The organism is Gilvibacter sp. (assembly GCF_013214815.1).
GTDB lineage: Bacteria > Bacteroidota > Bacteroidia > Flavobacteriales > Flavobacteriaceae > Gilvibacter.
Map to the genome: position 1 here is coordinate 36,129 of NZ_JABSPU010000008.1, position 11,827 is coordinate 47,955.

Here is an 11,827-nt window from a genome sequence, read left to right on the forward strand (position 1 = left end):
TTTAGTCCATGCGAGAGGGCTATTTTAAACATATTGCTTTTATAGTGACCTCAGTTATTGTGGTAATGATCGGCCTCAAAACTTTGGGTGTTTATTTTGCGCTCTCCATTCCGCTGTTTATGCTCATATTTATCATCATTGCTAAAAAGGCTAAGAAATGACACTTTCCTATTGGGAACATAAAACCTGGTTTAAGGATATTGATTTTGCCATAATTGGTAGTGGTATTGTAGGCCTTTCTGCAGCTTTAGCTTTGCGCCAGCGATACAGTGAGGCCAAGATCACCGTTTTGGAGCGCGGCATGCTGCCTTCTGGAGCCAGCACCAAGAATGCAGGCTTTGCCTGTTTTGGGAGCGTTTCAGAGCTCTTAGACGATCTTTCTTCGCACAGCGAGCAAGAAGTGTTAGAGTTGGTTAAAATGCGCGTCAACGGGCTGGAAAGCTTAAAATCGCTATTAGGCAACACCGCCTTGGCTTATGATCCTTGTGGCGGTTATGAGCTCTTTACCCAAGAAGATGCAGAGCTCTATGAAAAAAGTTTAGCAGCTTTATCAAGTATGAACGACTTACTTGATCCAATTTTTAAGGCGCCTGTTTTTAGTGCGGTAGACAATAGCTTCGGATTCAATCAGCTGCAACCAAAGCTCATTTTCAATCAGTTTGAAGGAAAGATAGATACCGGAGCCATGATGCAAGCTTTGATCCAAAAGGCAGAGGCTCATAATATTCAGATCATCAATGGTGCTGCAGTCAGCGCTATATCTGACGATGTTTCTGGTGTGAAACTTCAACTCAATAATTCTACTGAGATCACTGTTGGTCGCTGTTTGATAGCCACCAATGGTTTGGCAGGAAGTCTTTTACAAGAAGATCTCAAACCAGCTCGGGCTCAAGTATTGATCACAGAACCTATTCCAGAGCTGCATTTTAACGGCACCTTTCATTTAGATCGCGGTTATTATTACTTCCGCAATATTGACAACAGAATTCTCTTTGGTGGCGGACGCAATTTGGATGTGGAAGGAGAGACCACTACAGCTATGGAAACTACCGAGCGCATACAAAATGCTTTAGATTTACTATTACGCCATACGATTTTACCCGGGAAAGACGTTAAAATTGAACAGCGCTGGAGCGGTATAATGGGAGTGGGCAGCAAAAAAGCGCCCATTGTCAAGCAGCTTTCCAATCGTGTTTTCTGCGGAATCCGTTTAGGAGGAATGGGAGTTGCTATTGGTGCGGATACCGGCCAAGCGTTGGCCAATCTTATCGATTAATGCGCAAACTCATTCGTTTTTTATTCAAGAGCTTCTTTTGGTTTTTGGTCTTGTCCAACCTCTGGGTTTTGGCGTATCGCTATTTGCCTGTCCCCGCGACTCCTTTAATGGCCATTCGATATTTTCAACAGGAGGAGCCTGCTCCAGTCCAACATGAGTGGATCGCTTTGGATCAGATCAGTCCTGAGCTACAAAAGGCGGTGATCTGTGCGGAGGATCAGCAGTTTTTAAACCACAATGGATTTGATGTTGCAGCCATTAAAAAAGCCCAAGCCAGCAACAAAGAAGGCAAGGCCTTACGAGGCGCGAGCACCATCAGTCAACAAACAGCAAAGAATGTCTTTTTATGGCCTCAGCGTTCCTGGGTTCGGAAAGGGTTTGAAGTCTATTTTACCTTTTTAATTGAGACCTATTGGAGCAAAGAGCGCATTTTGGAAGTCTATTTGAACAGTATTGAATTCGGCCCGAATGTATACGGTGCCCATGCTGCAGCTCAGCATTGGTTTGATAAAGAGGCAGCGGATCTGTCCAAGGACCAAGCCACGGCCCTAGCGGCAATTTTGCCCAATCCAAGAAGCTATCGCCCTGTGAATCCATCGGGGTATATTGCAAAGAGAAAGCGTTGGATCAGCAAACAGATGATTAACTTTGGACCTTTGGAATTTGAATCAGAAACAACCAAAGACATTGGCGCCAAATAAAGAAGATTTATTACAGCTTTGTTATGCTTCATTAGACAAGCGTTTGCAAGGCCTGAAGCGGGCACAAGCAGCCGTGGACGAATCCATGTCTGGAGCCGTAAAGAGCAGTGCTGGAGACAAACACAACACGGAGCGCGCCCATTTACAATTGCAAAGTGAGAAGCTGGGGCAGCAGTTCAAAGTCTTGGACCAACAGCGCTTGGTGCTTTCAAAAATTATAACGGATTCCGTGACGGGAAGAGTTCATTTAGGCAGTTTGGTTCAAACCGATCAGCAGTGGTATTTCTTGTCGATTCCTGCAGGAGAATTGATCCTTAATGATAGCTCCTTTTGGGCAATAGCCCCGCAGAGTCCTATTGGGCAACTGTTGTTGGGAAAAGCGGCCGGTGATTCGTTTTCTTGGAACGGCAAGAGCCAAGAGATCAAAGCAATTTATTAATCGTCATCACGCGTAGCGTCATAGACTTCAATGTTCAAGGATGCAGCAATGCCATCGGCCTTATCCATGGCGTCCTCTTTAGTATCCCCTTCGTAGACTGTAATGTGTTTGTTTCTTTGGTAGAATAGGTTGATGCGGTACACGGTCTTGCCCATAGCAGCCTCGGCTACCCAAACACGAGCGCGGTAGTTTTTTACCGTCTTAAAGACAGAAACATATTCAATCTCTGGCAAAGGTTTCCAACTGCCAATAGTTACTCCCCAAACCGAATACAGATGGCGGTATTTCTTTTCAAAGACATTTACCTCCGCTCCTTCTCTCATGGATAAACGCGCTGCAACTCCCATTAAGATCAAGCCAAACATAGTGCCTTGAGTGAGTAAATAGGCTCCTAAGAGAACCACAGCAATAGAAAAGACCACTTTAACTGGTGGAATAGGGTTTAAAAAACGCATTAATCTTGAATTTTTAGCTGGACTTGAGTGCCCCCTTCTAGAGCGTCTGAAGCGTTGAAGAAATACTCTTGAGTCCCGTTTTTAGCATGAATAAGATAGTGACTTCCTTTGAAATAACTGGCGTGAACTGTGGCAGAGAAATCGGCGGGTTCTGCGACAGCTTTTAATTGATGCGGGAATAAATAACGCCCGTCTTTTAATGCGTTGATCTCACCAAAGAATCCGGCTTGGTATGCGCTGGATACATTCTTATACAACTCCTGGGGAGGTCCGTAAAAAGAAACACTTCCTGCTTCTAAAATCAAGACCTTATCTGCAAAGCTCAAGGCCTCATTGGCGTCGTGTGTGGCGGTAATACAGGTGATTCCTTCTTGCTTTAAATAATTGTACAACAACCTTCTTAAGCGCGAACGTCTAAACTCATCAATATGCGCAAAGGGTTCATCCAAAAGCAGGATTTCAGGAACCAATGCCAAAGCCTTGGCGATTGCCACGCGTTGCTTTTGACCGCCACTGAGTGATTTGACTTTTTGTTTGGCAAAAGGCACCAGATCCAAAAGTTTGAGTAGCTGCTCGGTTCGTGCGGCTTCTTGCTCCGGATTGCGTCTGGAAAAATGCTCTTGAATATTCTCACTAACGGAGGTGTAGGGCATCACATTGGCCTCTTGAGCGACCAGCTTCATGAATGGAGCACCGGGAACCAATTGATCTTTGGGTCCAAGAACGGGATCGCCCTTCCATTGAATGTGGCCAGATTCTAGATCCATTAAACCATAGATCAGATGAAGCAGGGTGGATTTACCGCTGCCACTTTCTCCTAAAATGGCCAAATGTTCCCCGGCTTCTAAATGGAATTTAAGAGGTCCCAACAGATGTTCCTGTTGGTCATAGCTGAATTGTTCAATGGAGACTTCGAGCATAGAAAAAAGCCCTTGCTTTTTGGCAAGGGCGTTTATTTTTTATCCTTTCACTTTTGAACTGACATCTTGTGGCAATACGCGGTAACCCATGTTGTAGAGGGTAAATCCAAAGAGGTCTGCATAGAGTTCAATGGTTTTACTCACCGGAGTTCCAGCGCCGTGACCTGCATCTTTTTCAATGCGGATCAGCGTTGGGTTGGCTCCGCCATTCTTGGCTTGTAATTCTGCAGCAAATTTAAAACTGTGTGCAGGCACAACTCGGTCGTCATGATCTGCCGTGGTGACCAAAGTGGCTGGGTAGTTCACTCCTTGTTCCACATTGTGTACTGGGCTGTATCCTAAAAGATAGTCGAACATCTCTTTGGAATCTTCTGAGGTTCCATAATCATAGGCCCATCCAGCTCCAGCAGTAAAAGTGTGATAACGCAACATATCCAAAACTCCAACTGCAGGTAAGGCTACCTTCATCAAGTCTGGGCGCTGGGTCATTACGGCTCCAACTAAAAGTCCTCCGTTAGATCCACCGCGGATCGCAAGGTATTCTGAAGAGGTGTATTTGTTTTCAATCAAATATTCACCTGCGGCAATAAAGTCATCAAACACATTCTGCTTTTGCATTTGCGTACCAGCGTCGTGCCAAGCTTTTCCGTATTCACCACCACCGCGAAGGTTAGGCACAGCATAAACTCCGCCTTGTTCCATCCAAACGGCGTTAGCAATGCTAAATCCTGGGTTCAATGAGATATTGAATCCGCCGTAACCATAAAGAATAGTTGGGTTTTTACCATTGAGCTCCAAACCTTTCTTATGAGTTATGATCATAGGAACCTTTGTCCCGTCCTTAGAGGTATAGAAAACTTGAGTGCTCTCGTAATTGTCTGGGTTGAAATCAATGGCTGATTTGCGATAAAGCGCAACCTCGCCACTGTCTGCCTGGTAGGTATAAATGCTGCCTGGCGTGTAGTAATTGGTAAAGCTGAAGTAGATCTCATTCTCTTCTTTTTTGGAGAAGAATCCACCGGCAGAACCGATTCCTGGTAATTCAACCTCACGTACCAAAGAACCGTCATAGTTGTACTGCATCACTTTTGAGATGGCATCAACAGAGTATTCCGCAAAGATGTATCCGGCTCCCGTAGAAGGGCTCAATACGTTCTCTGTTTCTGGGATCACATCTACCCAATTGGCAGGACTAGGATCTGTCGCTGAGGTTTTAACGATACGCTGATTAGGAGCGTTTAGATTAGTCACTAAATAAAGAGTGTCTCCATCGTTATCCAACATATAAGTATCGCTATCTACATTGTCAATTACGGTGATCAATGGGCGATCTGGATTCTCTAGGTCTTTTAAGAACATTTTGTTCCCGGAGGTTGATACTGAGGCAGAAATGGCCAACCACTTATTGTCTTCAGAAACGCCTCCACCAACATAGCGGTGCTTTTCAGCTTCTGTACCACCAAAGACCACAGGGTCGTCTGCTTGATCGGTTCCGAGTTTGTGATAATACAGTTTATGCTGATCGGTCTTTGCAGAAAGCTCGCTACCTTCTGGTTTATCGTAACTCGAGTAATAAAAACCTTCATTCTTATACCAAGAAATACCACTGAATTTCACATCGCGTAGGGTATCTTCAATGATTGCTTTAGAAGCAACATCCATGATCAGGATCTTACGCCAGTCACTTCCTCCTTCAGAAATACTGTAAGCAGCCAGGCCTCCATCCTCAGAAAAACTAAGGCCAGAAAGGGAGATGGTGCCGTCTTCTTTAAAGGTATTTGGATCTAAGAAAACCTCTGCAGTACTCGGGTCATCACCAGTTTTATAGCGATAGACTACATACTGGTTTTGCAAACCATCGTTCTTTCTGAAGTAAGTATAGTCGCCTTCTTTGAATGGCGCTGTTACCTTTTCGTAATTCCAGATAGATTCCAAACGCGATTTGAGTTCTTCACGAAACGGAATGGTATCCAAAAATCCATTGGTCACCTCATTTTGGGCATCCACCCAGGCTTCAGTTTCTTCACTTCTGTCGTCTTCTAGCCAACGGTAGGGATCGGCTACATTAACACCGAAGTAGGTGTCTACGGTGTCTACTTTTTTGGTCTGATGATATTCCACAGTGGGTACGGGTTCTGGGGTATTTTCTTGGCAACTTATTGCCACTACAGCCAATAAGGCTGCTCCAAATAATCTCTTCATCTAAATTTAGTTTTACGGGCCCAATATGCAGCCTAATCTCAGCTGAATTTTAAGGCAGCTAAAGGTAAGAAAAAGTAGCGTTGCTGCATTGCTGCAAAAATCAGTTTAACAGCAACTTAAGAGCTTATGCTAATTGAACAGTGGGGTATAAGCTTTCCAGTATTTATAAATCAGGACCACATTGAGTCCAGCAACAACCAAGGCGATGCCTATGTCTGGCAAGTCCAAAAAGATGTGAAACAAGACAATGTTTAAGGATATTGGCGCTAGCAAGATCAGCGCAAAAGGAACCCATTTATTCAATAAAAGCATCAAGCCGACGAGAATCTCTAAGGCCCCAACAATGTACAGTACGTAGCCAGTGGCATCGAGTGAAGTCATAAATTCTGAGGCGCGAGGTGGGAATTCTGGTGGGGTTAGAAACTCAAAGAATTTGTTGGCTCCAAAGACCAAAAGGGCAAGGCCTAAAAGCCACTTTAAAATTTTAGAAAAGGTGGAATTCATAGGGCGGTGGTTAGTTAGTGAGCTGCGCTTGAGCGCATTACTAAAGATAGTAAAAATAAAAAACCCTGTGATCTGGTGACCACAGGGCTCGTTTAGAGAAGTGAGATTCTCTTATTTTTTCAAGAACTGTTTGTTGATGACAGCTCCGTTAGTTTCAACCTTTAAAACATAAGCACCAGTAGCTAGCGCCGCAACATTGATGGTTTTGTTACCCACTGTTCCAGATTGTACTAGAGCTCCGTTTAAATTGTAGATGTTGTATTGAGCGTCGTTAAGCGGCGTTCTGTAATCCAATTGCAACAACTCTGTTGCAGGGTTAGGGAATACAGTTAAGGCAACTTCGTTAGTTTGCTCCTCAACGCTTAACGGTTGACCTTCATAAATAGTCAAAACCTGATCTACAGCAACGTCTTCAAAAGTGTCAACAGTACCTGATGGCCACTTAACAACCAAAGTGTTGATGTTTGTCGCAGTCCCCAATCCGAAGTGTGTGTTCAGCGTGCTCAAGAAACGGAATCCTTCTCCGTTACGCACATCGCGAATTTGAGTTCCGGCATCTGTAGTCAACTCAATACGAGCTCCAATACCGTTAATATTACTTGGATCACCCACCGTGTTGATCGTCAACCAGTGGTTGGCGTTCCCATCATTGTAACGGATAAAGCCTGAGTTGAATGCATCTACAAAACCGTCGTTGTTCAAGTCTCCGAAGGCTCCGTTGCTTCCACTGATGGCTCCAAAGGAAATAGTAGTAAAGGTTAGATCTCCGTTTCCGTAAAGGATGTTCCCGTTAGAGGCGATATCCAAGAATCCGTCGTTGTTGAAATCGTGTGTAGCGTTTTCAATTCCAGTAGCCGTTACAGCCAAAACTCCAGAAACTGCCGTTACATCAGTAAAGGTATATCCAGATCCAGGTCCGTTATTACGCATCAGCTTGTGCGCTCCAGAACTTGCTCCAACAAAGACGTCCATATCTCCGTCGTTGTCAAAATCTCCCCAAGCAGAAGACCATGTTTGCATAGGGTCTGCTAAGCCAATGGAAGCTCCGTTCTCAGTAAAAGTACCATCTCCGTTATTTCTGTGCATTTGGTTGGTTCTACGAGCAACTTCTCCACCACACTTGGCGATAAACATGTCTAAAAGACCGTCGTTGTCATAATCGATCCAAACCGATCCGTAGTTACCCCCAGAAGGATAATCTCCTAAACCACCTTGGTTGAAACTCAAGGCTCCGGTTCCGTCGTTGATGTAGTATACGTTTGGAGCAACATCGTGACATACAAAAGCGTCCATGTTTCCATCATTGTTGATGTCTACAAAGTTGGAACGCTGAGAGAATACGAATTCAGGCCCAGAGACTTCAACGAAACCGTTTCCTGTTCCATCCGAGCGCATGAATGTAACACCACTTCCACCTCCATAAAGCAGGTCGGTGTAACCATCGCGGTTGTAATCAGCCGCAGCTAAACTCCAAGAAGGGGTATAGTTTGCTGAACTTGTAGAAATATTACGGGTCACAAAAGTTCCATCCGGTTGTTGTTCCAAGATGTTTACGTTGGTAGAGCTGATCGATACGATATCGTCCAGAAAATCTCCGTTCATATCCACAACGGCTCGGTTTGACCCAGAGGTAGATACAGAAGAAAAACTGAAGCTAACCGGATCCACACTACCGGCAGAATCCTGAGCAAAAAGAGCACCCACCGTGGTCAAGGCAAGGATGCTTAGCATAATTTTTTTCATGTCATTTTTTAGTTAAGTGTTTAACGTTGTTTAGTCGCAAGTTCCCGTTAGTGAATTGATCCAGGCTTCCACCATGGCAACCGCTTGGTCATCGCGTATAGTTCTGCCTAAAAGAGGCATGCGGTATTCTTCTGCTTCTGAATTCACTCTAAAGTACAAGACAGAAGTGTCAATATCGCCAGGGACCACGATCTGAGTGTTGGGTGGAATCGGAGTTTCCGGATCCACACAAACGCCCAAATTCACGTTGTCCGCAGTTTCATTAAAGGCAAAGCGCACGGGGCGATAGTCACAATGACGATCGTCTGAGTGGCAATGCGCACAATTTATATCTACATAAGAGCGCATTCGCAGGCTGATAGGCTGCGAGATGTCTCTCCAGTCAATTACGGTTTGTATATCGGCAGGAAGATTATCTGCCAGATAGCCGATAGCTACCATTTTTTGCAGCTGATTACTCACGCCGTCATTATAGGCGTAATCACTGTTGATGTGTTGTGGTTTGAGTCCGATCGGGATGGGGTCCAATTGTGTTTTGTGGCAGGTGAAGCATTCCGCTTCTGATGGGATGCGGTAGTTAATGGTGCGCTCTACACCTTCTTGCAGCCAAGTGACCTCTGTGAAAGCTCCGTCGAGATTCAAACTGGCTTCTGTTTGCTCGTCGTTCCAGATGTATTCTGCAAACTCCCAACCAGACGCTTTGCGATAGATCAAACGCGTTTCAATGATTCGTGTAGTTCCAGCAGGCAGGACATTATCGTAGTAGAACGTCTTGATCAAAATTGTTCCAACGGGCATGTCCAGGAGTTCATAAGACTCTGTAAAATTGGCTTGAGCTCCATCAGGCATCCAAATGAAACGCTTTTTAAGCGCGTAATCTGTAAATAAGGTGCTGATGGGTTTGTACGGAAGTACTCCATAAACCGGAAGTTGATCTGCCATCGCGCCATCAAAGAAGTTGTAGTCCGAAAGATTCTCGTAAGGAAATTGTTCCAGATTAAAATTCACAGGACTAACAGGCGTAATATTGATTCTCAAGGTTGCCCCAACGCAATTGTCGGTTCCACCCTCACAAATATTGTAAGTGAAAGTCACCTCTCCAACGGTAAATCCGTCCGCAGTGTACTCAATAAGATCATCACTTGGATCATCGGGAGTGTTGTTAGGATCGAGGATATTTACACTTCCAGAAGTTGCCGCAGAAACACTTAGGGAACCTGTTTGAGGTACATTTTCATCGTTGGCAAATACATTAATAGAAATGGTTGCATTTTGCGCAACAACGGCCGCGTCATCTACCGCCACATAGGTCAAGGGCGTGTAGCCGTTATCATCAGAATTACATGCTACCAAAGCCAAAAAGGCAAGGCAGGGTAATCCTATCCTTTGAAGAAGGTTGATCATGGTTGGCACATTAGTGTATTTATTAAACAAGAAAGGGACAAAAAACCCTACTTCCCAAGCATTTAACAAAAGTATTGCAAAAATAACAACCATCCGAAGGGATGGTTGTTAATCTATCATTTCTGATATGGCTATTAAGAGAACATGGGTTTATAAGCGTCCCAATGTTTGTACATCAAATATCCGTTAAGCAATGCCACCAAGATGGCAGGGCCGATATTAGGCAAATTCAAAAAGGCGTGGAACAAGACAATATTTATTGAAATAGGAACTAGCATTACTAAGGCTAGCGGCACCCACTTTCTAATGACTAAAAGCAATCCTACAACTACCTCAGTGAGGCCAACAAGACCCATTAGGTAACCTTTACCAACATCTGTTGCGTCAGAATAGCGCAAAGCAGTGAATAGATACTCAGCTTGGGGGTAACCAGAAAAGTCAAAGTCTTGAAGAAACCAGAAGAATTTGTTGAATCCAAAGAGCAACAACATCAGTCCTAGTCCAACGCGTATAACAAGATTTAAATATTTCATTTTAACTGTTTTGGGTTGATTATGAGGTCTTAGACGAAGCCTCCCCAAACAGCTTACAAAAGATTTTCCCGATCCAAATGCTGAGCAATCTGAACCGCATTGGTCGCAGCTCCTTTTCTCAGGTTATCACTAACGATCCAAAGGTTCAAACTGTTCGGCTGACTCAAGTCCCGTCTTATACGCCCAACAAATACATCGTCTTTGTGATGCGCGTAGATGGGCATAGGGTACGTATTGGTGTCTGGATTGTCCTGCACCACCACGCCTTGAGTTCCCGCAAGCAAATTGCGAACCTCATTGAGTTCAAAATCGTTTTCAAATTCAATGTTTACGGATTCGGAGTGGCCACCTTCCGTAGGAATACGCACAGCTGTAGCCGTTAGCGCAATACTTCTGTCGTCTAGGATCTTTTGAGTTTCGCGGACTAGTTTAAATTCTTCCTTGGTATATCCGTTGGATTCAAATACGTCACAATGCGGCAGCGCATTGCGGTAAATTGGATAAGGATAGGCCATTTCCCCTTGAACACCACTTACCTCGTTGTTCATTTGCCGCACGGCTTTACTACCTGTACCAGAAACAGATTGATAGGTAGAGATCACAATGCGTTTGATCTTGTACTTGTCGTGCAAGGGTTTAAGCACCATTACCAATTGAATGGTAGAACAATTTGGGTTGGCAATGATTTTATCCGCAGCAGTTAGGTTGAAGGCATTGATTTCAGGAACCACCAGATTGATATCTTGTTCCATGCGCCAGGCGGAAGAATTGTCTACTACGGTACAACCAATTTCAGCGAATTTTGGCGCCCATTCTTTGGAAGTGTCTCCTCCAGCAGAGAAAAGTGCCAACTGTGGTTTCATTTCAAGTGCAGTTTCCATACTCACCACCTTAAACTCTTTACCCTTATAGGCTACAGGTTTTCCAACCGATCGCGCCGAGGCTACCGGGATGAGTTCTTCAATAGGAAAATTGCGTTCTTCTAAAACGCGGAGCATGACTTGGCCAACCATTCCGGTGGCACCAACAACTGCTACTTTATACATGATTTAAAATTTAAAATGCAAAAGTACAGCAAGCCGATAAAATGAAATCAAAAAAGAAGCATAAAAAAGCCGCCTTGGGGGAAGGCGGCTTAAAGCTATCTAATCTTAAAAGAGATTATTTTTTAAGTAGGTCTCTGATCTCTGCAAGTAATTCTTCTTGCGTTGGTCCTGTCGGAGCTTCTGGAGCCGGCTCTTCTTTCTTCTTGGTCTTGTTGTAAGCCTTAACGATCATAAAGAGTACGAAACCTACGATCACCAAGTTGATGATGGCATCGATCCAGTTACCGTAAGCGATCGCATTTTCTGGAGTAGATACTGTACCATCAGCAGCTACAACAGCTTCTGTCAATACAATCTTGAGATCTGTAAAGCTCACACCTCCAGTGAAATGACCGATTACAGGCATCATGATGTCGCTCACAAATCCTTTCACTACTGCAGATACTGCACCAGCAAGAATAACTGCTACTGCTAGATCAATGACGTTACCCGTCATTATAAAATCTCTAAATTCTTTTAACATGGAATATTGATGTATTAGTTAATTGACTACAAAGTACTAAAAACTAGCTCGGAATGTTAAAAGTGGCAGCTAAGTTTTTAA

13 protein-coding genes are annotated in these 11,827 nt (G+C 44.2%); 4 read left to right on the plus strand and 9 right to left on the minus strand.

What is annotated here, in order from left to right:
- Positions 1 to 8 precede the first annotated feature (8 nt).
- From HRT75_RS03120 to HRT75_RS03135, 4 genes are read left to right on the plus strand one after another with little or no spacing between them, the layout of a single operon-like run.
- A complete protein-coding gene (locus tag HRT75_RS03120) occupies positions 9 to 161 on the plus strand; it encodes a hypothetical protein (protein ID WP_291182582.1) in 153 nt (50 codons plus the stop codon).
- On the plus strand, positions 158 to 1,276 hold the full coding sequence (locus HRT75_RS03125; protein WP_291182584.1) for an FAD-dependent oxidoreductase: 1,119 nt from the start codon (positions 158 to 160) through the stop codon (positions 1,274 to 1,276). Before HRT75_RS03120 ends, HRT75_RS03125 begins: the two co-directional genes overlap by 4 nt.
- Positions 1,276 to 1,977 (plus strand): monofunctional biosynthetic peptidoglycan transglycosylase, encoded by a 702-nt coding sequence (mtgA, locus tag HRT75_RS03130; protein ID WP_291182586.1) that lies wholly within the window; start codon positions 1,276 to 1,278, stop codon positions 1,975 to 1,977. The genes HRT75_RS03125 and mtgA overlap by 1 nt, the downstream gene beginning before the upstream one ends.
- Positions 1,964 to 2,416, plus strand: coding sequence for a 3-oxoacyl-ACP synthase (locus HRT75_RS03135; protein WP_291182589.1), 453 nt, complete (start codon positions 1,964 to 1,966; stop codon positions 2,414 to 2,416). Before mtgA ends, HRT75_RS03135 begins: the two co-directional genes overlap by 14 nt.
- Here HRT75_RS03135 and HRT75_RS03140 read toward each other — a convergent pair.
- The 9 genes from HRT75_RS03140 to mscL all read right to left on the minus strand — a co-directional run bounded on the left by HRT75_RS03140 (position 2,413) and on the right by mscL (position 11,746).
- Positions 2,413 to 2,871, minus strand: coding sequence for a hypothetical protein (locus tag HRT75_RS03140; RefSeq protein WP_291182591.1), 459 nt, complete (start codon positions 2,869 to 2,871; stop codon positions 2,413 to 2,415). The two genes, HRT75_RS03135 and HRT75_RS03140, sit on opposite strands and share 4 nt — an antisense overlap.
- A complete protein-coding gene (locus HRT75_RS03145) occupies positions 2,871 to 3,791 on the minus strand; it encodes an ABC transporter ATP-binding protein (RefSeq protein ID WP_291182593.1) in 921 nt (306 codons plus the stop codon). The genes HRT75_RS03140 and HRT75_RS03145 overlap by 1 nt, the downstream gene beginning before the upstream one ends.
- A gap of 39 nt (positions 3,792 to 3,830) precedes the next feature.
- Positions 3,831 to 5,993 carry a prolyl oligopeptidase family serine peptidase gene (locus tag HRT75_RS03150; RefSeq protein ID WP_291182595.1) on the minus strand — a complete coding sequence of 721 codons (2,163 nt, stop codon included), beginning with the start codon at positions 5,991 to 5,993 and terminating at the stop codon, positions 3,831 to 3,833.
- A 129-nt stretch (positions 5,994 to 6,122) separates the two neighbouring features.
- Positions 6,123 to 6,497 (minus strand): DoxX family membrane protein, encoded by a 375-nt coding sequence (locus HRT75_RS03155; RefSeq protein ID WP_291182597.1) that lies wholly within the window; start codon positions 6,495 to 6,497, stop codon positions 6,123 to 6,125.
- Positions 6,498 to 6,608: 111 nt separating this feature from the next.
- A complete protein-coding gene (locus HRT75_RS03160; RefSeq protein ID WP_291182599.1) occupies positions 6,609 to 8,240 on the minus strand; it encodes an FG-GAP-like repeat-containing protein in 1,632 nt (543 codons plus the stop codon).
- A 30-nt stretch (positions 8,241 to 8,270) separates the two neighbouring features.
- A complete protein-coding gene (locus tag HRT75_RS03165) occupies positions 8,271 to 9,644 on the minus strand; it encodes a hypothetical protein (protein ID WP_291182601.1) in 1,374 nt (457 codons plus the stop codon).
- Between the two features lie 134 nt (positions 9,645 to 9,778).
- A complete protein-coding gene (locus tag HRT75_RS03170; protein WP_291182603.1) occupies positions 9,779 to 10,177 on the minus strand; it encodes a DoxX family membrane protein in 399 nt (132 codons plus the stop codon).
- 53 nt (positions 10,178 to 10,230) lie between these two features.
- Positions 10,231 to 11,223 (minus strand): aspartate-semialdehyde dehydrogenase, encoded by a 993-nt coding sequence (locus HRT75_RS03175; RefSeq protein WP_291182605.1) that lies wholly within the window; start codon positions 11,221 to 11,223, stop codon positions 10,231 to 10,233.
- A 115-nt stretch (positions 11,224 to 11,338) separates the two neighbouring features.
- Positions 11,339 to 11,746, minus strand: a complete 408-nt coding sequence (mscL, locus tag HRT75_RS03180) for a large-conductance mechanosensitive channel protein MscL (protein ID WP_291182608.1) — start codon at positions 11,744 to 11,746, stop codon at positions 11,339 to 11,341.
- Between the last annotated feature and the right edge of the window lie 81 nt (positions 11,747 to 11,827).

Coding starts and splice junctions, on each gene's coding strand:
- HRT75_RS03160 (WP_291182599.1), bottom strand. CDS start 8,240: ATGAAAAAAATTATGCTAAGCATCCTTGCCTTGACCACGGTGGGTGCT.
- HRT75_RS03175 (WP_291182605.1), bottom strand. CDS start 11,223: ATGTATAAAGTAGCAGTTGTTGGTGCCACCGGAATGGTTGGCCAAGTC.
- HRT75_RS03120 (WP_291182582.1), top strand. CDS start 9: ATGCGAGAGGGCTATTTTAAACATATTGCTTTTATAGTGACCTCAGTT.
- mtgA (WP_291182586.1), top strand. CDS start 1,276: ATGCGCAAACTCATTCGTTTTTTATTCAAGAGCTTCTTTTGGTTTTTG.
- mscL (WP_291182608.1), bottom strand. CDS start 11,746: ATGTTAAAAGAATTTAGAGATTTTATAATGACGGGTAACGTCATTGAT.
- HRT75_RS03150 (WP_291182595.1), bottom strand. CDS start 5,993: ATGAAGAGATTATTTGGAGCAGCCTTATTGGCTGTAGTGGCAATAAGT.
- HRT75_RS03155 (WP_291182597.1), bottom strand. CDS start 6,497: ATGAATTCCACCTTTTCTAAAATTTTAAAGTGGCTTTTAGGCCTTGCC.
- HRT75_RS03165 (WP_291182601.1), bottom strand. CDS start 9,644: ATGATCAACCTTCTTCAAAGGATAGGATTACCCTGCCTTGCCTTTTTG.
- HRT75_RS03145 (WP_291182593.1), bottom strand. CDS start 3,791: ATGCTCGAAGTCTCCATTGAACAATTCAGCTATGACCAACAGGAACAT.
- HRT75_RS03125 (WP_291182584.1), top strand. CDS start 158: ATGACACTTTCCTATTGGGAACATAAAACCTGGTTTAAGGATATTGAT.
- HRT75_RS03140 (WP_291182591.1), bottom strand. CDS start 2,871: ATGCGTTTTTTAAACCCTATTCCACCAGTTAAAGTGGTCTTTTCTATT.
- HRT75_RS03170 (WP_291182603.1), bottom strand. CDS start 10,177: ATGAAATATTTAAATCTTGTTATACGCGTTGGACTAGGACTGATGTTG.